The 19,819-nt window shown below is 63.2% G+C and carries 17 protein-coding genes; 8 read left to right on the forward strand and 9 right to left on the reverse strand.

Annotated features, from left to right (window positions below; genetic code table 11):
• Nucleotides 1–413 precede the first annotated feature (413 nt).
• Nucleotides 414–2,852: a sigma-70 family RNA polymerase sigma factor gene (locus FDN03_RS09545; protein ID WP_138176348.1), complete on the forward strand. Its 2,439-nt coding sequence runs from the start codon at nucleotides 414–416 to the stop codon at nucleotides 2,850–2,852.
• Nucleotides 2,853–2,888: 36 nt separating this feature from the next.
• Here FDN03_RS09545 and FDN03_RS09550 read toward each other — a convergent pair whose 3' ends face one another.
• Nucleotides 2,889–4,256, reverse strand: coding sequence for a cytochrome P450 (locus FDN03_RS09550; protein ID WP_171021198.1), 1,368 nt, complete (start codon nucleotides 4,254–4,256; stop codon nucleotides 2,889–2,891).
• Between the two features lie 46 nt (nucleotides 4,257–4,302).
• Nucleotides 4,303–4,902 (reverse strand): NADPH-dependent FMN reductase, encoded by a 600-nt coding sequence (locus tag FDN03_RS09555; protein ID WP_138176352.1) that lies wholly within the window; start codon nucleotides 4,900–4,902, stop codon nucleotides 4,303–4,305.
• A gap of 260 nt (nucleotides 4,903–5,162) precedes the next feature.
• Between FDN03_RS09555 and FDN03_RS09560 the strand changes: the two genes are divergently transcribed.
• A complete protein-coding gene (locus FDN03_RS09560) occupies nucleotides 5,163–5,546 on the forward strand; it encodes a DUF3817 domain-containing protein (protein ID WP_138176354.1) in 384 nt (127 codons plus the stop codon).
• 104 nt (nucleotides 5,547–5,650) lie between these two features.
• On the opposite strand, the gene FDN03_RS09565 is transcribed toward FDN03_RS09560, so the two are convergent.
• From FDN03_RS09565 to FDN03_RS09575, 3 genes are all read right to left on the reverse strand, one after another.
• Nucleotides 5,651–6,394: an SDR family NAD(P)-dependent oxidoreductase gene (locus tag FDN03_RS09565; protein WP_138176356.1), complete on the reverse strand. Its 744-nt coding sequence runs from the start codon at nucleotides 6,392–6,394 to the stop codon at nucleotides 5,651–5,653.
• A gap of 447 nt (nucleotides 6,395–6,841) precedes the next feature.
• A complete protein-coding gene (locus tag FDN03_RS09570) occupies nucleotides 6,842–8,185 on the reverse strand; it encodes an LCP family protein (protein ID WP_138176359.1) in 1,344 nt (447 codons plus the stop codon).
• A gap of 259 nt (nucleotides 8,186–8,444) precedes the next feature.
• Nucleotides 8,445–9,386, reverse strand: a complete 942-nt coding sequence (locus FDN03_RS09575) for a LysR family transcriptional regulator (protein WP_171021199.1) — start codon at nucleotides 9,384–9,386, stop codon at nucleotides 8,445–8,447.
• Nucleotides 9,387–9,680: 294 nt separating this feature from the next.
• Between FDN03_RS09575 and ftsW the strand changes: the two genes are divergently transcribed.
• On the forward strand, nucleotides 9,681–10,850 hold the full coding sequence (gene ftsW / locus FDN03_RS09580) for a putative lipid II flippase FtsW (protein ID WP_138176361.1): 1,170 nt from the start codon (nucleotides 9,681–9,683) through the stop codon (nucleotides 10,848–10,850).
• On the opposite strand, the gene FDN03_RS09585 is transcribed toward ftsW, so the two are convergent.
• Nucleotides 10,847–12,457 carry a PucR family transcriptional regulator gene (locus FDN03_RS09585; protein WP_171021200.1) on the reverse strand — a complete coding sequence of 537 codons (1,611 nt, stop codon included), beginning with the start codon at nucleotides 12,455–12,457 and terminating at the stop codon, nucleotides 10,847–10,849. The two genes, ftsW and FDN03_RS09585, sit on opposite strands and share 4 nt — an antisense overlap.
• A 100-nt stretch (nucleotides 12,458–12,557) precedes the next feature.
• On the opposite strand from FDN03_RS09585, the gene FDN03_RS16940 reads away from it, so the two are divergent.
• Genes FDN03_RS16940 through FDN03_RS09595 form a run of 3 tightly spaced genes read left to right on the forward strand, consistent with a single transcriptional unit; the run spans nucleotide 12,558 to nucleotide 14,714 of the window.
• On the forward strand, nucleotides 12,558–12,686 hold the full coding sequence (locus tag FDN03_RS16940; RefSeq protein WP_279402284.1) for a hypothetical protein: 129 nt from the start codon (nucleotides 12,558–12,560) through the stop codon (nucleotides 12,684–12,686).
• Nucleotides 12,683–14,230 carry a sodium/proline symporter gene (locus FDN03_RS09590; RefSeq protein ID WP_138176365.1) on the forward strand — a complete coding sequence of 516 codons (1,548 nt, stop codon included), beginning with the start codon at nucleotides 12,683–12,685 and terminating at the stop codon, nucleotides 14,228–14,230. The genes FDN03_RS16940 and FDN03_RS09590 overlap by 4 nt, the downstream gene beginning before the upstream one ends.
• On the forward strand, nucleotides 14,223–14,714 hold the full coding sequence (locus FDN03_RS09595; RefSeq protein WP_138176367.1) for a hypothetical protein: 492 nt from the start codon (nucleotides 14,223–14,225) through the stop codon (nucleotides 14,712–14,714). Before FDN03_RS09590 ends, FDN03_RS09595 begins: the two co-directional genes overlap by 8 nt.
• Nucleotides 14,715–14,854: 140 nt before the next feature.
• On the opposite strand, the gene FDN03_RS09600 is transcribed toward FDN03_RS09595, so the two are convergent.
• Both FDN03_RS09600 and FDN03_RS09605 read right to left on the reverse strand, forming a co-directional pair.
• Nucleotides 14,855–15,409, reverse strand: a complete 555-nt coding sequence (locus FDN03_RS09600) for a type 1 glutamine amidotransferase domain-containing protein (protein ID WP_138176369.1) — start codon at nucleotides 15,407–15,409, stop codon at nucleotides 14,855–14,857.
• A 103-nt stretch (nucleotides 15,410–15,512) separates the two neighbouring features.
• The gene (locus FDN03_RS09605) at nucleotides 15,513–16,745 is read right to left on the reverse strand and encodes an MFS transporter (RefSeq protein ID WP_249354474.1); all 1,233 of its coding nucleotides are present in this window, start codon (nucleotides 16,743–16,745) and stop codon (nucleotides 15,513–15,515) included.
• A gap of 238 nt (nucleotides 16,746–16,983) precedes the next feature.
• On the opposite strand from FDN03_RS09605, the gene FDN03_RS09610 reads away from it, so the two are divergent.
• Complete coding sequence (locus FDN03_RS09610) at nucleotides 16,984–17,271, forward strand: antibiotic biosynthesis monooxygenase (protein ID WP_138176373.1); 288 nt, start codon at nucleotides 16,984–16,986, stop codon at nucleotides 17,269–17,271.
• A 72-nt stretch (nucleotides 17,272–17,343) separates the two neighbouring features.
• Here the strand turns inward: FDN03_RS09610 and FDN03_RS09615 are convergent, their stop codons facing one another.
• Entirely contained in the window at nucleotides 17,344–18,318 is a 975-nt protein-coding gene (locus FDN03_RS09615) for an HNH endonuclease (protein ID WP_249354476.1), read from the reverse strand.
• Nucleotides 18,319–18,675: 357 nt separating this feature from the next.
• On the opposite strand from FDN03_RS09615, the gene FDN03_RS09620 reads away from it, so the two are divergent.
• Entirely contained in the window at nucleotides 18,676–19,737 is a 1,062-nt protein-coding gene (locus FDN03_RS09620) for a 2,3-butanediol dehydrogenase (RefSeq protein ID WP_138176375.1), read from the forward strand.
• Nucleotides 19,738–19,819: the final 82 nt, after the last annotated feature.

Below are 19,819 nucleotides of genomic sequence, written 5' to 3' on the forward strand. Positions count from 1 at the left end.
GAGGGCATCAGCTTGCTGACAGTGGCCTTCTGCGCCGAAAGGCAGGCTCAGCGGGTTGGATTCATGGGGGATCCAACACGGCCGGCAGTAGGCGCACACTCGCGCATGGAGGGAAGTACGCGTCCCGCAAGGCCCGCCCCACGCCAGGGGCGGTCCCACTGGGGGACGGGGCGCGCGCTTCCTTCCGCCCACCTGTCCACGGGAAAAGGCTGAAAAACCATGTTGATGCGCTTCACCGGAAACGGAACGTTTTCCGCCCCGCCACCTGCACTGGGTATAGTCGGTGGCGTCGGGCGCCTGCGCGCTGTTCATCCCGCGCATCACGGACTGGCCCGAGGAGTGTCAGCGCAGACGCCCGGGGTTAAGCGTCTCCACTTGACGGCACGGTGGACAATTCGCGATATGGGGGCGTGATGGCGATCGATTCCGAGCTGGGCACGAGCGGTGCCAGCGATGCACAGCTGATCGAGGGCCTGCGCTTTGGAAGCGGCGAACACCAGGAACTGCTCTACCGTCGGCACCGGCAGGTTGCGCTCGCCGTCGCCTACCGCCATACCGATAACCCCTCGGAGGCCGAGGACATCGTCTCCGAATCCTTCCTGCGGGTCTTCTCCCTGATCCGCCGCGGCCAGGGGCCCACCGAATTCTTCCGCGCCTACCTGCTCACCGCCGTCTCCCGTGAGGCGTTCGCCCGCAACCAGGCCGCCTCCCGGCAGCTGCCCACCGATGACCTCAGCCAGTTTGAGGACGGGCAGGACAACGCCGATGAGGTGATGCAGCGGGCCGAATCGAAGTTTGCGATCCGCGCTTTCAAGACGCTGCCCGAACGCTGGCAGGCGGTGCTGTGGCACACCGAGATCGATGAGCTGGCCCCACGCCAGGTCGCCCCGATCCTGGGCTTGAGCCCGAACGCGGTCTCCGCACTGGCGGTGCGCGCCCGCGAGGGGCTGCGCGAAGCCTACCTGGCCGCGCACCTGAACGAGCACGCCGACCTTCCCGCGGCCTGCGCCAGCACCCGGGAACAGCTGCCGCGCTATGTGCGCGGCTCCGCTCCGGCCCGGGAGAAGCGCGCCGTCGGGCGGCACCTGAAGACCTGCGGGCCCTGCCACGGCGTGTACCTGGAGCTGAGCGACGTGGGACAGATGGTCCGCGGCATCATCCTTCCGCTGGTGGTGGGTGGGGTCACCGCGCTGGGGATCCCGGCCGCGGCCCAGCTGGCCTCGGGCTCCGCCGCGGGGGCCGGGACGTTAAGCGGGTCCGGGGCCGCCGCCTCATCCGGCGCCTCGGGTGGCACCCTGCTCGGGACCGCCAGCGGCGGGGCCCTAGCCACAACCGTGGGCACCGCGCTCACCGCGGTCGCGGTCGTCGCCTCGGCCGCCGGGATTGCCATTGGCATTCATTCCAAGGACGGGAACCAGCCCGAGGCCGCCCAGCATGCTCCGGTTCCCGCTGCACCGCTCAACCCCGTGCGGCCCGGGACCCAGCCACAGGACAATTCAGGGGAACCGGCAGGTCCCGAAGCCACTGAGATGGCCCAGGAACTGGAATCACCGGATGACATCGCCCGCGTGGTGCTCCGCAAGCTGCTGAAGCCCGAAACCATCAACGAATCCAGGGACACGGATCCGGGCCAAGCGCAGCCGGGGAGCACACCGGGCGGGCCGGGGAACGCGGCGCCGCCGGCCAGCGAAAGACCCGCGGTGGGCATGCACCCCGTTCAATCCAGGCCCTCGTCGAGCCCGGAGCAGCGGCCCACGACGGAGCCCGACGAGCCTTCGGCAAAGCCCGATGTTGAGCCCACCATTGTTCCTTCCATGTCTCCGACGGTGGAACCGAATCCTGAGACTTCGGACGAGCCTGTTGATCCGACGGCGGAGCCTTCGATGGATCCCACCGCGGAGCCCACCCCTGAGGTTTCGGAAGGGCCAACATCGGAGCCCAGTCCCGAGCTCACCCAAGAACCGACTGTAGAGCCGACGGCGGACGTGACGGAGGAACCGACGGCTGAGCCGACTGAAGAGCCGACGTCGGAGCCTAGTTTAGAACCAAGTCCTGAGGTCTCGGAAGAACCGACAGCTGAACCGACTGAGCCTTCCGCGGAAGTAACCGAGGATCCGGTAGTTGAGCCGACGGAAGACCCAACGTCGGGGCCAACTGTTGAGCCGAATCCTGAGGTTTCGGAAGAACCGACGGTTGAACCGACTGAGGAGCCCTCGGCTGAACCAACTCAGGAACCGACGGTTGAGCCGACCGAAGATCCGACGTCCGCGCCAAGTCCCGAGGTTTCGGAAGGTCCGACGGCTGAGCCGACTGAGGAACCTTCGGCGGAAGTGACTGAGGAACCGACGGTTGAACCGACCAAGGAGCCCACGGCGGAGCCGACGGCTGAACCGTCACCGTCTCCAACTGACGAGGAAACCGAGGAGTTGGACCCCACTCCCGGCGAGGAATCCTCGCCTGAGCCAAGCACGGATCCCAGCGACCCCGCCCCGGAGCCCAGCGATCCGGAGCCGGGTACTACCGAACCGCAGGTAGAGGTCAGCCTGCATAGTGTGACTCACGGGCTGACTTCGACCTACGAATTCGCGCTCACGACCTCAAACATCCCAGGGGGCCAGGCCTTCGAAGTCACGCTCGCCACCGACAGCCTGTTGTGGGGTTGGGCCGATGCCGGGGACGGATGCCGCAAGAGCAACAGCTGGCTGGGTCCGGACCGTTTCATTTGTACCGCGTCCGGAACGTCGAGCCCCCGGATTATGGTGACGGTGCTGCCCGGTTTCGGGTCGCTGAACGTTCACTTCACCGGGCCCGGGTCCTCCCGGCCAACGGCCAGCTTCACGCTGTCGCGTTAGCCGGGATCAGGCGAGACAGGCCCTCACGCTGCTGGCTCAACGAGAGGTAACCCGGAATTCGGCGCCATAGGTATTGAACGTGCTGGGTACATTCCGGGGGTCCAGGCTCGGCTGGAGCAGCCGCACCTCGTGCGCGCGGATGAGCTCGGCGATGAAATTACTGGTCAGCATCAGGACCAGGTGTCGTCCGGGGCAAATCCCTGAGCCGTCACTGAAGGGCACCAGCGGCCAGTCGGTGTTGGTGCGTTCAGCATCCCAGATGTGTGGGCTGAACGTGTTGGCGTACCCCAGGTGCCTGTCGTCCCGGTGGAAGTAGGGCGCAAAAATCAGCGCCGAGGTGCCCTCGGGCATGATGCCCGGCGTGAATTCCACCGAGCGGGTGGCCTGGCGCAGGATGAAGGGCGTGGTGGGCCACAGGCGCAGGGTATCGAGTACGGCATGGCGCAACTTTGGCAACAACGGGGCCGGGTCCGAAGCCTGAACCAATGCCTCCTCACGGGCTTCGTCCATCTTCGGCTCATCGCTGGAGAGCAGTGCCATGGCGGCCCATGCGGCGGTTCCGGCGGGATCAAAGGCAAAGAGCCACTGTGGAACCTGATCCGCCGGCTCAGTCTCGGAAGGTCCCATATTCTGCATGAACGCCGCCAGGCTCCCTGGCTCCGCGCGGTCGAGGATCTCCTTGAGTGTGTCGTGGAAGTCGTCACGGGTGACCCGGTCCAGCGGCCGAAGAAAAGCGAGGTTGCCCCTGGACCGCAGCGACTCGATCAGCTCGATCAGCCGATCGTCATTTCTAGCCGAATCCCCGAGCACGACCCTGCGAACCATGCGGAACCAGGCGCGGTTGAAGTCATCCCAACGCAGGGTGCCACTCTCGGTTCCGACCTCGTCCAAGAGGATCTTGGCTTCCTCTCGCACCGCTGGCAGCAGCGTACTGGCCATCTTGTGTATCGGATGATCCGAGCCGAGCGCCTTTTCGTTGAATTCCCTGCGTCCGGCCCGTTGCGGTCCGCGGGTGATCAGTGAAGAACGCGGTTCGAAGTGTTCCAGGGCTTTGCGCTTGAGCAATTCGGCGGGGGTGAAGGGTTCAGGTGTCTGGTCCAGGACACGGTGCACGTCCTGTGGATCCAGGATCAGCGAGAACTCCCGGCCGAACAGCTTCAGCTGCAGGGGACCTGGGCCGTATTTGTCGACCAGGGCCTGCATCCGTTTCACCCCGCGACGCTCAATGTCCAGGCGCTCGGCGACCGCCATGACCTTCGGCCGCCGGCGAATTGGTCCCTTGGCCAACACCGGCGCAAAAATGTCCGCCACGATCTGGGCTGCTTCGGGCCAGGTGGGACGCGGCAGTGGATTTTGTGTGGCATTAAGTGAAGACTGGGTCAGCTCCGGCTCGGTCAACGACATCTCCTGGGTTGGTGAAGTGAGTGGATAATCGCGCGGCGGGTGGACGCTACTTTTGCGGCGACCCCGGATCTCCGATGTGGCCTTCGGCGCTTGCATCCAGCACGCGCTGGATGAAAGCGGTGTACTCATCGACGTAGTGCTGGAGGAACTTGCGGGTGGACTCGTCGGTGACGGTTCCGTCCTCCTCGTAGGCCTCGGGCTTAAAGCTGATGTAGGCCTCTGGGGCATTGAGCTGGGGCGCGTCCAGGAACCCAAGGACCGTGCGCATTGAGGACTGCATCAGGGCGGTGCCAATGGCGCCGGTGGAAGCTCCAATGACGGCTGCGGGCTTGCGTGCGAAGGAGTTGGTGCCCCAGGGGCGGGACCCCCAATCCAAGGCGTTCTTCAGTGCGCCTGGGATGGAGCGGTTGTATTCCGGGGAAACGATCAGCAGGCCATCGGAAGCTTCGATCTGCTTCTTGAACTTGGTGGCCGCCTCTGGATAGTTCTCGTCCAGGTCGCGGTTGTACAACGGCAGATCCCCGATGGGGATCTCGGTGAATTCCAGGCAGTCCGGTGCCAGCTTGATCAGGGCTTTGGCAAGAATCCGGTTGATGGACTTGCTGGAGAGCGAACCAACGATGTACCCGATGTTGTAAGTAGCCATGGCGCTAGTCCATCACTCGGGCTCCCCGGAATCGAGTGTTTGGCGGCGATTTTGAGCAAATGCGCAGTGGAACTGGACGAAGAAAAAGGTTTCCGGTGATGCCGGGCAAGGGTTGATGAACCAGTGAACATTTCGCACTTTCACGCAGATCCGCTTTTAAGACGCTCCAGTGGTGTTGCTTACGAAGTCAAGTATTGGTTTGGGGTGACGGATAGGGTGGGTGGGATTGCCATTTTGAATCATCGAATGCAGGAGCCGCCGTGTCCGTCATTGAGTCGTCGACCCACCCTGTTGCCGCCGAACAAAGGCGGCCGTTGGGAACGGCTGCCTGGCAAACGGCGATCCGCCGGTTCTTCCAGGTGGTTTCGATTGTCGAGTGCTTCACCTGGGTGGGGATGCTGACCGGCATGGCCTTTAAGTACCTGATCAACGGCAACGGCATTGGCGTGACGATCTTCGGATGGGCGCACGGCGTGACCTGGTTGTGCTATCTGGCTGCTGCGGTGGTGACTGCGGTGACGTTCCGCTGGAAGATCTGGGTGCTGGTTGTTGGCGCGGCGGCCTCCACCCTACCGTTCCTGACCCTGCCTTTTGAGCGGTGGATGGCGAAGCCCGGGCGGCTCGTGGTCAACACGGACGCGTGACCGCCCAGCAGGCATAACCAAGACAACGGCGGGCGACGGGAAGATCCTTCCTGCCGTCCGCCGTTGCCTTCACCAGGCGCCATGCTTGGCAGCTGCTGCCGGGTTTAGGCTTCGGTGCCGCCGTCCACGCGCAGCACCACACCGGTGATGAAGTTGGCTTCCGGGGAAAGCAGGAACGCGGTGGCGCTGGCGATGTCCTCCGGCTGACCCAGCCGCTTCATGGGAATCTCTGCCGCATATCCGGCCTTCGCCTCCTCCGGCAGGGATGCCAGGGCCGCGGTTTCAATGGCGCCGGGGGCCACCGCATTGACGCGGATGCCCGCTTCAGCGTTTTCCTTCGCGGCACTGCGGGTCAGGGAAACGACCCCGTGCTTCGCCGCACCATATGGGGTCAGCTGCGGGGTGGCGCTGATTCCCGCTAGGGAAGCGATGTTCACAATGGAACCCTGCCCCTGCTCGGTGAAGTGCCGGATCTGGCTTTGCATGGCCAGGAACGTGCCGGTCAGGGTGATGTTGATGGAACGCTCCCAGTCAGCGGTGGTGACGTCTTGAATGGGTTTGGGCATGGCGCCCACCCCGGCGTTGTTCACCGCCATGTCCAAACGGCCAAAGATCTCCAGGGCGCGGGGAACCAGCGCATTTACCTCCTCGGGAACCGAGACGTCCGCGTGCAGGTAGGAGGCACGTCCCCCGGCGTTCTCGATCAGTTCCACGGTTTCTGCGCCGGCCGCGTCATTGACATCTGAAACCAGGACGGCGGCCCCGTCCTTGGCCAGGCGCAGCGCGATGGCGCGGCCGATGCCTGCACCGGCTGCGGTGACGAGGGCTACTTGGTTGCTGAACTGCATATGGATTGCTCCCTTGATGCTGATGGATGGCGGGATGCCCGGTGGTGGGCGGTGAGGTGGCACAGCGTGCTGGAAGGGAAAGCGGCAGCGTCGGGAAACCCTTGCCAGACGGCCCACGGGTCATAAGCGCGAGCGTGCCTGCTGCTGGTGCCCTGTCGCATGCCAAGCAGCCGTACTGCGGCCTGGGACCCATGACGGCATGGCCGCCGTACATCGCGGCGAATGCGGATGAACTTCACCATGGCACCTACTTCGGGCAACAGGAACTTTCAACCTTCCCGGAACGTCAGATCCCGGGTGTCCCTGTACTGCCCACAATACCCACCGCATCTTGTCTGCGGGACGATTCTGGACCGGGTTATTCTCACTGCGTGAAGTCTTCCGCAAACCCCGAAACCCTGCTATTCCTGCCTCCCGGGGTGCCTACCGCCGGTGGTCATTGACCTGCTAACCGGAACACAATCCGGCGTCGGCCGAGCGTGGGGTGGGCCTTTCCTTTGCTTCGGGGGTCCTCTGCGGTGCTGCGGTCTCTTGATCCAGTTGGTCAATGTTCTGGCCCAGGACCAGCTGCACTCCTGATGCCGCGCCCACCTGGGGCGTGAGGTCCAGGTGCAGGTCACTGGCCAGGGTCGTCGCCGTCGCCAAGGCCGCGTCGCTGCCGTCAACCAGCAGGACGGTGGACGCCTGCAGCTGCGGTGCGGTGTCGATCCCACTGACGGTGTGGCCCACGGCGCTGACCTCGGCGGAATACTCTGCGGCCAGCCCACTGAGCCCGGCACCGTTCGTGATCCTCACCGGCGCCGACCGCACCGGCTCGGCTTTCTGCTTCTGCTTCGCCTTCTTCTCCTCGCCGGACAGTGGACGGTCAGCGCGCAGCGACGCAAAAACCGTCTGGGCTTCAGCAGAAGGGACAACCCGGTTAGGGTTCTGCGGTGCCGGGCTCCACGGCATGGTCAAGAACGAGATCTGCGAGGTGGGAACGTCGGCCAGCTGCCTGGCCAGGGAAACCAGACTGCTCAGTGATTCCAGGCCGGGATCTACGGTCATCGCGGAAGTGGCGGCATCCAAGAAGGAGTACAGCCGGTCGGGGCGCGTGAGCACCTCCCGGCTGGTCACATGCTGCACGATGGCGGACATGACCATCTGCTGGTGATCCATGCGGGCGATATCGCTGCCATCCCCGACGGCGTGGCGGGTCCGGGCCAGGGCCAGGGCATCTTTGCCGTTGACGGTCTGCTGGCCTGCGGGAAGATCCAGCTTCGCCTTCGGGTCCTTCAGCGCCTCGGGCAGGCACACCGGCACGCCATCCAGGGCGTCAACGACGGTAATGAATCCCTCGAAGTCCAGCTCGATGAAGTTATCGATCCTGACTCCGCTGAGCTCTTCGACCGCGGCCACCGAACAGGCCGGGCCATAGTTCAACGCCGAGTTGATCATCCCATAACCGCCCGGATAGGCCCCGTGCCCGTGATCCTCACAGGCCGGCAACTGCATGAGCGTGTCCCGCGGCAGCTGCACCGCATCGATGCGCTCGTTCTCGGCCGCGAAATGCACCAGCACCATGGCGTCACTGCGCCGCGACCCGTGATCAGAGCCGTAGGCCGTGGAGGACTCGTCGCGGGCGTCCGACCCGAGCAGCAGGATATTGCGCTCGCCGTCCGGGACAGGGTCCTCGGCCGGGAAACGGGACCCCAGGGGAGCGGTGGTGATGTTGCGCTGCAGGTGCAGCACCGCCATCGCGGTGGTGCCGACCAGGCCGCAGAACAGCACCGCAACAATGATGCTGATCAACGCGCGCCGTCGGCGCGGAGCGTGAACCCGGTTCCGTCCTCCTGCTGCTCTTCCGCGCTTCATGCCTTGCGGGTTGTTCACGCTCGCCGGGTCCTTCCGTCCACACACTTCTGGTCAAAGTCAGAATTTCCATGGCATCACGGGTGGACGGGGCGGCACCAATAGCCGGAGGGGCAGCTTCCATGCGTGCCGCGCATGAGTGGAAATGCCATCCCATCCAGCGTGGCGCGGGGTGCAGATCAACGCCGGAAACAAGCAGTCAGTCCCGCAGCAGCTGCAGGAAATTCGTCAGCGCAGGGCCGTGGTGGCGCTCATCGCGGTAGACCACGCTGATGGACCGCCGGGCCGGGGTCCGCAGCCGGGCCACCCGGCCGCCCAGGAAGGAGGCGGAATGAGCCAACACCTCGGGCACAATCGTGATGCCGCCGGCCGCGATGCTCAGCTGAACCAGCGCGTCACGTTGAGTGGTGGTGATGACCTGTTCCGGTTGTACGCCGTAGTCGGCATAGACGCCTTCTGTCACCGCGCGGATGGAGGTGCCTTCTGGCAGGGTCACCAGGGTGCGTCCGTGCAGGTCCGCCACGTCAAGGACGTCGGCAGAACCGTTGGTCGCCGCCTCGGGCAGCACGGCGGCGAAATTCTGGTCCTTCAGCGGCAGGGCAGCCAGCTGCTCCGGGACGGATTCATTGACCCCAAACCCCAAATCGGCCCGGCCAAGCCGCACGGCCTCGGCCAGCTCCTCCGAATCCTCAACCGTGAAGGTTTCCACCCGCACCTCGGGGAACTGATGGTGGAAGCGGCCCAGGTAGGGCGGCAACACCGTGGAGATCAGCGAGGGCAGCCCGGCCACCTTGAGTGTTCCGGCCAGAAGGTTGCGGTGGGCGTGGATGGTGGAGTCAATCGAGGCGATCTCCGCAAGAATCCGCCGCCCGGCCGGCACCAGGTCCCGGCCCAGTTCGGTGAGCACCATGTTCCGGCCCGATGCAATGAACACCGCCATCCCCAGGACATCCTCCAGCGCACGGATTCGACGGGACAACGAAGGCTGGGAGATGCCCAGTATGTCGGCCGCCGCGGTGAATGAGCCGTAATCCACGACCGCGATCATCGCATCCAGCTGGGCGATGGTGATGCCGGAGGACAGGCGTGGGCCCGTCAACGGTCCGGGCGGGAGCAGCAGCGGCTCATAGTCGGGGGTCAAGGATGGCACCTCTACAAGGCAGTGGGGGCGAGCAAGGCCTCACCGTATCATGCAGGCGCCGAACGCTGCCCGGTCCTGAGCGCCTGCTCCGCGTGGATAATTTTCTGATCCATGTGGGAAGTGCATGCGTCATACCGTTGGGGCTATTAGTGGCTTAACTCGTAGCTCAGTAGGGTGAATGGTTATGCGTACTTCACCTTGGCGGCTGGTTGCGGCAGTGTTTGGCAGTGTCCCAAAGATCCCTCTGAGCGGCAGGGCGAGCCGCTGGCACCGTGCCCGGGAAGAGGTGCGCCAATGAGTAGGCAGGCCGCGGCTTCCCCGGCCCGGATCTCACGGGCCAGCCGCCACGATGCCCAAATCATTGTCGGGATGACCTTGCTGCTCACGGTCATGGGCCTGGTCATGGTGCTATCCGCGTCCGGGGTGAGCACCCGGTCCTCGCCATACCGCCTGCTGACCACACAGGCGGTGGCCGCGGGCTTGGGGGTTGCGGCCATGTTTGTGTTGTCACGCTTCCCGGTGCGGGTGCTGCGCAGGCTGAGCTGGCCGGCCTTCCTGCTGACCCTGGTGCTTCTGGTGCTGGTGCTGACACCGCTGGGGGTGGAGGTCAACGGGGCGCGGCGCTGGCTGGGTTTGGGGCCGGTGACCTTCCAGCCCTCGGAGCTGGCCAAGTTCACCAGCGTGCTGTGGTCCGCTCACATTGTGGATGCCAAGCGGAGGCTGCTGCACGACTGGAAGCACCTGGCCATCCCTTATCTGGTCGGCAATGGGCTGTTTATCGCCCTGGTGTTGCTGGAGAAGGACTTGGGCACCGCTGCCGTGCTGATGCTGATCACCCTGGCCACGCTCTTCATTGCCGGGGTGGAGCTGCGCAAACTGCTGGTGGTGCTCGGCGGGGTCAGCGTTGTGGTGATCATTGCGGCGCTGATCAGCCCGAACCGCATGGTGCGCCTGATGAGTTGGGCGAACCGGGCCTGCGATGACGGGATGGATCTGTGCCACCAGAACCTACAGGGCCAGTACGCATTGGCCTCCGGTGGGCTGTGGGGCGTGGGCATGGGACAGAGCCGGCAGAAATGGCACTGGATCCCAGAAGCCCACACCGACTTCATTTTCGCCGTCATCGGCGAGGAGATGGGGCTGATCGGCTCGCTGTTCTTCTTGCTGATCTTCGCCTTCCTGGCCGTATCCATCCACCGGATTGCGCAGCGTTCAACCTCCGTCTTTGCCCGCTGCTTCTGTACGGTCACCTTGATATGGCTGATCGCCCAGGCGGTGCTGAATATCGCCATGGTGGCCGGCCTGGTCCCGGTCACCGGAGTGCCGCTCACCTTCATTTCGTTTGGTGGGTCCTCCCTGGCCACCTCCCTCGCGGCGATCGGGGTGGTGTTGGCGGTGGCCCGGGACAACGGCCGCCAGCCAGACCCGCAACTCCAGGCGTCCAAGAAAACAGGTGCGGCTTAAGGGTGTGGTGGCCTACCGGATCGCTGGCTCTGCCGGTGCACCGCCAACGCCAGGGAGAGCACCGTCAGCAGCCTCGGGTCATCAAGGCTGATGCCCAGCAGCTCCTCCAGCCGTGACAGGCGCTGGTAGAACACCGAGCGGGAGAGCAGGCTGTGCCTGGCGGCCAGTGACCGGTTCGCCGGATGGGCCACGCAGGCTTCAAGGATCCGCAGGAATTCCGTGCGCTGCGGCTGCGGCAGGTCGAGGACTGGAGCCAGCACCTGCCGGGGCAGGCGCTGCAGGGACGGTTCATGGCGCAGCTCGTGGGCGAGCAGGGCCAATGGTTCGGCGGCCGTGTGCACCACGTTGCCGCCGTCCGCTCCCAGATGCAGTTCGAAACCGGCCCGCGCCTGGCGCAGAGAATCGGCCGCCGCCTGCAGTTCATGGCAGCCGGGGCCCAGATACAGCGGCCCCCGCAGGTGTTCGCCAGGTTCGAAGGCTTCCTGCGCGAAAGGCGCGGCCTGCTCCTGCAACGACAGCAGGCCGAAGAGCAGTGAACGCCCGTTGACCACCTGATGGGCCACCGCGGCCTGATGCGGCGCGAGGGCCTCCCGCAGACTTTCGGCCGCGGGCCCCGGATCCGCCTGTGGAGCGAGGGCTACGGCGAAACCATGCAGGATCCTGCCGCGAATTGGCAGGCCGGAGGCTTCAAAGCGGGGGACAAGTTCGGTGGCGGAGACCTTCTTGTGCACCAGCAGGTCATCCAGCAGCTGTTGTCCGGTGCCCAGTTCCCAGCGCGCGGACCCGGGACGCTGCAGCAGGTCCACGCCGATGGCCACGGCCGCCATGGTCAGCACATGGTGCACTCCGGCGGGATGCTGGGCCTGAAGCGAGCAGATCAGGGAACCGAAATGCTTGCCGTGCAGGGTCACCGGCACCGCATGCCGTCCCGGGTTTCCGGCACGGTGTTCCCGGCCCGAATGCTCCTGCCAGGACTCGAATATCTGCTGCGGCGCCGTGGAACTCGGGGCGTAGCGCAGGACATGGTACCCCTGATCCTCCAAGATCACCGGTGTTCCCAGCAGCTGGGCGCAGGTGGACAGGATGCTATCGGTCGGGGCGCCGCGCTGCATCAAGGCGGTGAACAGCACGGTCACTGTGCCGCCGGCTTCAATGCGCCGGGTCTGCTCGGAGAACAACCATTCGTGCAGGGCGCCGGTGATCTCCACGAACGCGACCTTTCGGTGCATGATCACCAGCGCCAGCCCCGCCTCGCGGCAGGCCTGCACCAGTTCCTGCGGTGCCTCGCTGACCGGGGTGCCAAGCTCCAAGACCAGCAGCGGCACGTCGCACAGGGCCAGGTCCCTGACATAGCGCGTGAAATCCGGGGCCGGGCCCCAGCCAATGCCGGTGGTCAGCACCATTTCGCCGCCGCGCAGGTGGTCGCGCGGCATCATGTTCTCCAGAACGTGGGCCCATCGGATGGGCCGGGCCAGATTCTGCTGGTCCGCGAACACCTGGGGATCCCCGGTCAGCACGGGTGGAAGCTGGAGCACCTGGGCAACGGTCGGCATGCCATCGGCCGGACAAAGTGTCCGGCTGGAACCGAATTCCGCACCGTGTGTCACTGTCAGTTCCTTCCCATCTGTGCGAAGCTAGCGGTCACAGTGTATTTTGTGATGCCCTTCACACCATACAGGTTGTGCTGTACCGAGGAGGATACTGCTGATGTTTGGGTTGCCGACATTCACCGTCGTGGTGATCCTGGGCGTTCCGGCGTTCTGGGTCATCTACACCGCCACGTTCATGTGGCTCAGCCGCAACTGGAAGCGCGAGGACCTGGGAGGGGAGAAATGAGCCTGGAACTGGCCTTCCTGGTTGTCTACTTCCTCGCCATGGCCGGCATCGGCTTCTGGGCGATGAAGCGCGGGCAGTCCGACTCGGAGGGGTACCTGCTGGGCGGGCGCAGCCTGGGCCCCGGGGTCACCGCACTGCGCCTGCAAAGCTCCTCCATGTCCGGTTACATGTTCATGGGCGCCGGCTCGCTGGGCTATACGCAGGGCTACTTCGGCATGTGGTACGCCCTGGGTGACCTGGGCGGCGGCATCCTGAACCTGTCCGTGCTGGGCCGCAGGATGCGCAAGCTCTCGCAGATCCTGGGCTCGATCACCTCCATTGAATACCTGGAACACCGCTACCCATCCAAGTGGATCCGGCTGATCGCCGCACCGGTGGCGCTGTTCTGCATGTTCTTCTATGTCCTGGCCCAGTTCATTGCCGGCGGGCGTGGCCTGGAGATGGTGACCGGGGTGTCCTTCCCGCTCGCCCTGGCCATCGCCATCGGCGTGATCGTGCTCTACACCTTCCTCGGCGGCTACCTGGCGGTGGCCTACACCGACTTCGTGCAGGCCATCATCATGGTCATCGGCATGGTCTGGATCCTGATCGCCACCTTGATCGCCATCGGCGGCTTCACCGCAGGCAACGAGGCCGTGGGGCAGATCAACCCGAACCTGCTGACCATGTGGGGCGCGGACCTCGGCTTCCAGGGACAGTGGGGCGTCATCCTCGGCGCGCTCTTGGTCTTCTCCATCGGCTACATGGGCTGGCCGCACGTGGTGGTCAGCCACATGGCCATGAAGAAACCCTCGGTGGCCCGCACCGCCGGCGCATACTCAATGATCTTCAACCTGCTGTTCATCCCCGGCCCCTACCTGGTGGGCATGTTCGCGCTGCTGCTGCTGCCGAACCTGGCCAACCCGGAGATCGCGATCTTCGAGGTCGCCGACGCGGTGCTGCCCAGCTTCGCGGTGGGCATCGTGATGGCCGCGATCATGGCGGCGATCATGTCCACCGCCGATGCCCTGCTGCTGCAGGCCGGCACGATTGCCGGGCAGGACATCTATGCCCGGTTCATCAACCGCAAGATGACCGATGGGCAGATGGTGTGGGTTTCGCGCATCACCGTACTGCTGCTGGCCGCGATCGGCTACGTGATCGCCGCCTTCGACCCGCCGGCGGTCGCCGCGGTGGTCATCTTCTCCACCACGGTGCTGGGCAGCGCCTTCGTTCCGGCGTATGTCTGCGCCGTGTGGTGGAAGAAGGCGAACACCGTGGGCGCGATTTCCTCAATGATTGCCGGCACCGTGGTATCGGTGGGCTGGCAGCTGTCCGGACTGCCGGATTCAACCGGCATCGACCCGATGGTCACCGGCATCCTGGCCTCCACCATTGCCATGATCGTCGGCTCGCTGGCCAGCCAGCGCAACCATCCGGTGCCCGAGCACATTGCCCGTGCCCTGGAGGAGACCGCCAAGGTGGGCCCCATCCCGGCCCGCATGCTGATGAACCAGGACGCCTACCTGGCGGCCCAGGCGGAAGTGGCGGCCCGCCATGAGTGAAGTGGTCCTTACGACCCTGGTGGATGAGCAGGTCGCCTGGCGGGTGCTGAAGTCCAAGGCGCCGCAGCTGCACGCCGGCAGCGCGCGCCTGCTGCACCACCCCTTCGCCGGGTTCCAGTTCCAGGTCCCGCAGCCGGCCAGGCGGCAGCGCGCCGCCCACGTGCTGGTGGACTACTACTCCGGCAAGGCGTTCTTGAGTGACCCGTGGCGCCTGGAGGACGCGGCGGGCCTGGACCTGGCGAAGGTCAAGGACCCGAAGTGGAACACCATTGACTTTGAAACCGCCCGACACAAGGCGGCGGCGCTGGTGCGCACCGCATCGATGCGCAAGGCGAAGCTTGCCTGGCGCGGGGGAGTCAAGGAGCAGTCCTGTGTGCGTACGGTGTGGAAGCCGAACTGGATGCTGCAGGCAAGAATTGCCGACCAGGACTACCGGATCATGGTGGATGGCCTAAATGGCGGGTACTTCGTGATTGGGGGATAGGCCACGGGACGAAGTGCCTTGTTAGGGCGCGAAGGGCTCCGGAAGCGGAAAGGACACCGGCAAGGACAAGTGGAGGAGCCACCGTGACGGTGGCTCCTCCACTTGGAGTTCTTTCCGACAGAGCCGGAAAGAAAAGAGTTCTAGGCGCTCAATTCCTTGATAATCGCCTCGTTGAATGCGTCAAGGTCACCTGGGTTGCGGGAGGTGATCAGCACCCAGTTCTCAGCTGGGCAACGGAATACCTCAACGTCCTTCCAGGTGCCGCCGGCGTTGATGACGTCGGTCTTGACGGACTTGTAGGAGGTCAGGGTCTTGCCCTTGACCAAGCCGGTCTCGACCAGCAGCCACGGGCCGTGGCAGATTGAGGCGATTGGACGGCCACCGGAGGCGAAGGACTTGGCGATGCGCTGGGCGTCCTCATCCAGTCGCAGGTTGTCCGCGTTCAGCGTGCCGCCGGGCACCAGCAGCAGGTCGTAGTCCGCTTCATTCACCTCGGACAGTGCGGCGTCCGCCTGGAAAGCCTCACCCAGATCCCAGTCGCTGACGAGGCTCTGCACCTCACCGGTCTTCTGGGATGCGATGGTGACCTCGGCCCCGGCATCCTTCAGCGTCTGCACCGGGCTCTTCAGCTCATCTTGCTCCACTCCGCGGTTGGATACCACCACGAGAACCTTCTTGCCTGACAAATCGGCCATGGTCTTGCTCCTTTCGTTGGGATCCACTGGCCACGATTGCACCCGTGGACCCGGTACGCAAGAGGGGGTCAGCAACTATTCAGGTCGTGGCACTTAGTAGGGACTAGCGGGCGTGCTGGATTTGGTGCAACGGGGAACCCTTGCGCATCAGCACCAAGGTGGCCCCAATGCCCAGCGCCCCAAAGAACGCGCTGACCCACCAGGAGGAGGACCAGCTGCCGGTCACCACCACCAGCCAGGCCACCAGCATCGGACCGGTGAAGTTTCCGATGTTGAAGATCTGCTGCATCAATCCCATGGCCGCGGGTGCTGAACCGCCCTCGGGCGCCAGGTCCACCGCTATGCGCGTCATGGTCGCTGGCACCATGGCCCCGCACAGGGAGAACGAGCCGACACTGAGCACTTGGAGCAGCATCAATTGTGGCGGGTAGTCGATGGCGAAGGTCATCACGGAAGTCGTCGCCATGATGAGGAACGCGGCGAGGAGCAGCTTCTTGGCCGAGAATCCCTTCTGCAGCAGGTTGCCGGTGCAGATGGCTCCGATGCCGTTCAACCCGCCAACCACGGCAGCAAAGAGACCGCCCATCACCGGAGAAAGTCCGTCTTCGCGGTAAATGCTGGGCAGGAATCCAACGATGGCCATCCACTGAACGGTGTAGCAGCCGAAAATGAGGCCGCTGAGCCACACCCGACCCGAGGATGCGGTCGCAATAATCCGGGTCAGGGCTGCCTTCGCTCCGGCGCTGCCAGCGGGATGGTCGGGTGCTATGACCTTGAGAATCAACACCACCGGGATGAGTGTCGCGGCGGCAAGGAACAGCCACCACGTCTGCCAGGTGATGTACTGCAGTGCGATAGCGGTTCCGAGTACGCCCAGAAAGGTGGCAATGCCCATGAATGCGGCCCACCAGCCCACGGCGACATTCATGCGGTGCAGCGGTGCATGGGCACGCACCAGTCCCGGACCCATCACGCTGGCCATGATGACACCCGCACCCTCGATGATGCGGGTGATCAAAAGCAGGGTCGCGTCCTGCGACAAGGACCCGGCCGCCGATCCCACGGACAGTAAGAGCAGCCCCAGAATCATGGTGTGCCTTTGGGAGATCAGTTCAGCGACAAGAGACATGGCCAACCCGCTGACCATGCCAGCCACTTGAACGACGCCGAGCAGCACGCCGGACATGAGTAGGGAGATGCCCAGTTCGTTTTGCAGCACCGGGATTGCTGAGGGGAGTTTCCAGATGTGCAGGGCGGCCATCACCCCACTGAAGACGATGACCACCCAGGCAACATCGGATCGCTGGGAGCCCAGCGATTCTTTCGTTTCAGCCACCAAAGACCCTTTCGCGCCATTGCATAATCGGCTCACCATCGCGGCCGTATCGAACGGGATTCTTCCATACGCGCGGCAGGAAGCCGATGACTGTCCCGTTCATTGAGGAAAGGCGGCTACCCTAATCGGTTTGGGTCACCTACCGAACCATGTGAAGCGGCTCACCGTCAAGGAAGAGCCAGGAAGAGTAGGCTGAAACTACTACTGGTTGCCCCAAAAGGGGGCCGAAAGGAGAGACATGTCTGTCGTCGTCATCAACGCCTTGAACGTCCCGGAAGGTGCCGGAGAGGAACTCGAAGCGCGCTTCGCGGCACGCAAGCATTCGGTGAATAGCGCTCCGGGTTTCGAGGGATTCAAGCTCCTGCGTCCAGTTGCCGGAGAGAGCCGTTACTTCGTTTACACCCAGTGGGCGACCCGCGAGGACTACGAGACCTGGCGAGACAACCGCGCCGGCCACGACCACTCCAAGCAGAAGCCGGTAGCTTCTGACAACGCGCTTCTTGAGTTTGAGGTTGTGGAGCTCTAACGCGGGCATAAAATTTTAGAACGGGGCTCTATGAAGCCCTGTTCGTCTTTAAACGCACCTTTCGTCAGAGCCCTAAGCCACGTTGGCGCTACGAAAACGATCGTAAGCCATCTCCAAAAGATCAGTTCGTGGACGTTCTGCACGCGCGTTCGGAAGCATCATGAGTTTTTGGCCATGACGTTCTTTAAGGCCGTGCTCCAGCATCGGACCATCAATTTCATCAAGGAGATCTGACCGGATCTGTACGACATGGTCGGGTCTAATGCCGAGAATGGCGGCATCGAATGCGGCGTGATGGATTTTGCACAATGCAAGCCCATTAGTAACTGATGCGATACCTAGTTCATGTGAGTCCGGGACGATATGCGCTGCGTCTAGCAGCTCTTGATGACCGAGATTACATACTGCACAGCGGCGTTCGTAGGCCCGCAAGACAGTCGAACGGAAAACAGGTTGGTGTAGACGGATTTTGGTTTCCCGCTTTAGATACCTTCTGACCGTTTCTTCGAAGACCGAGTTTTGGTCGGTGGCATGAGGAGAAAGAAGCTCCTCACTGTCCGGAGTGATAACAAATCTTTTCTCACGTTCCTCTTCGTCTATGACGTAAACAGGACATACAGCCTGGTAGAGGGCCGGCCCTATTCCAACGCCGATAAACCAAATCAGGGGTAGTTGGTGCTCCATCGCATTGCGGAGAGCAATATTGTCCGGATTTTGAGCGTTATCTCCCTGCCACATGTACCGTATTAGACCGTCAGGGCCGATAGTGTCTTCGTAAGGCCTGGGCTGCCCCGGGGACCGATAGACGGTTTGAATAGAAAGGGCGGCTTCTAACTGCCGCGGCTTTCGAATTCCTTGCTGCGTTGCCTGCAGGGGGAATGGTCGACCATCGAACATGAAATCTTTGATCTCTTCGCGGGTCAGGGGTACTGCGCCGTCGTTAGTTCGGAGTTTAAGCCAATCAATGGCCTCGTGACGGAGCCGCCAGTCTTCAGCCGCGGTCCACAAGTCTCGGGCCATATGAATTTCTCCTGACAAGACGCTCATTACTGCATAGTGCAAAGGCTGCCTGCACCAGCCAATCTATCCTGACAAGGAATAATACGGCAATAATTGAGACAAGTGCGCCTCCTGCAGAGAGGTAAAAAAGGTTTCGCGTCTAGGGCTGGATGCATTGCGCAAGGAGCATTAGACGCCACGGATCTTGGCCAAGTAAACGTTCCCAGAGGAATCACAACTCATTTTTTGGTCGTCTATTTCGGGGCATTTTGTTCTGTAGCCCGCATGCGATTGTGGGCTTGCTCGCTTTCTTCTCTAAATGTAGAAAAACGGAGTACGGTGTCTAATACGACAGCGACGCAGTACAAAATCTGCGCCCATCCTCCGGCTCCGAAGGAGTTAAGAATGAAGGCCGCGCGCTACTACGACCGCAAGGATATCCGCATCGAGGATATCGATGAACCGACGCTGCAGCCGGGGACTGTAGCCATTGATGTTGCATGGTGCGGCATCTGCGGTACCGACCTGCATGAGTACCTCGAAGGACCGATTTTCGTTCCTCCCGCAGGACATCCGCATCCGATTTCCGGCGAGTCCGCTCCAGTCACCCTGGGCCACGAGTTCTCGGGAACGATTACCGCTTTGGGCGAAGGGGTCACGGATCTCGAAGTGGGACAGAATGTGGTTGTTGAGCCCTACATCATCGGTGACGATGTAGATACCAGTGAGGGCCAGCCCTACCAGCTGTCCGAGAACATGAATTTCATTGGCTTGGGTGGCCGCGGGGGTGGTCTGGCAGAGAAGATCGTGGTGGAACGCCGCTGGGTACACCCAGTCGGTGACATTCCGCTGGATCAGGCAGCCTTGATCGAGCCGCTCTCTGTGGGACATCACGCGTTCGTTCGTTCAGGTGCAAAGGCGGGACAGGTCGCCATCGTTGGCGGTGCAGGTCCGATCGGTCTGCTGACCGCCGCAGTGCTGAAGGCCGAAGGCCTGACCGTATACATTTCCGAGCTCTCCGAAGCCCGCAAGGCCAAGGCGCGGGAAACCGGCGTTGCCGATGAGATCTTTGATCCCCGTGAGGTGGATGTTGCGGAAAAGATCCGTGAACTGACCGGCGGTAAGGGTGCTGACGTCGGTTTCGAGTGCTCCTCGGTACCGGTCGTTCTGGACATGCTGATCGACGCCGTGCGGCCAGCGGGTGTGATTGTGAACGTCTCGATCTGGGGTCGCAAGCCCGAGGTCGATATGCCGAACCTGGTGCTGAAGGAAATCGATCTACGCGGAACCATCGGATACGCCAACGATCACCCGGACACCATCGAGTTGGTCTCCAGCGGCAAGCTTGATCTGGCTCCGTTCATAACCGGACGCATTGGCCTGGACGAGCTGGTCTCCGAAGGCTTTGACCAGCTCATCAACAACAATGAGCATCACGTGAAGATTATTGTGAACCCCCGGGCCTAGCCCCTACCGGGCAACTAAGCCAGCCCCTTAGCGAGGCACGGAAGCAAGAGAACTTCTTGCTTCCGTGCCTCTTATGCACTTA

Origin of the sequence: Glutamicibacter sp. V16R2B1, assembly GCF_005774635.1 — a bacterium.
GTDB lineage: Bacteria > Actinomycetota > Actinomycetes > Actinomycetales > Micrococcaceae > Glutamicibacter > Glutamicibacter creatinolyticus.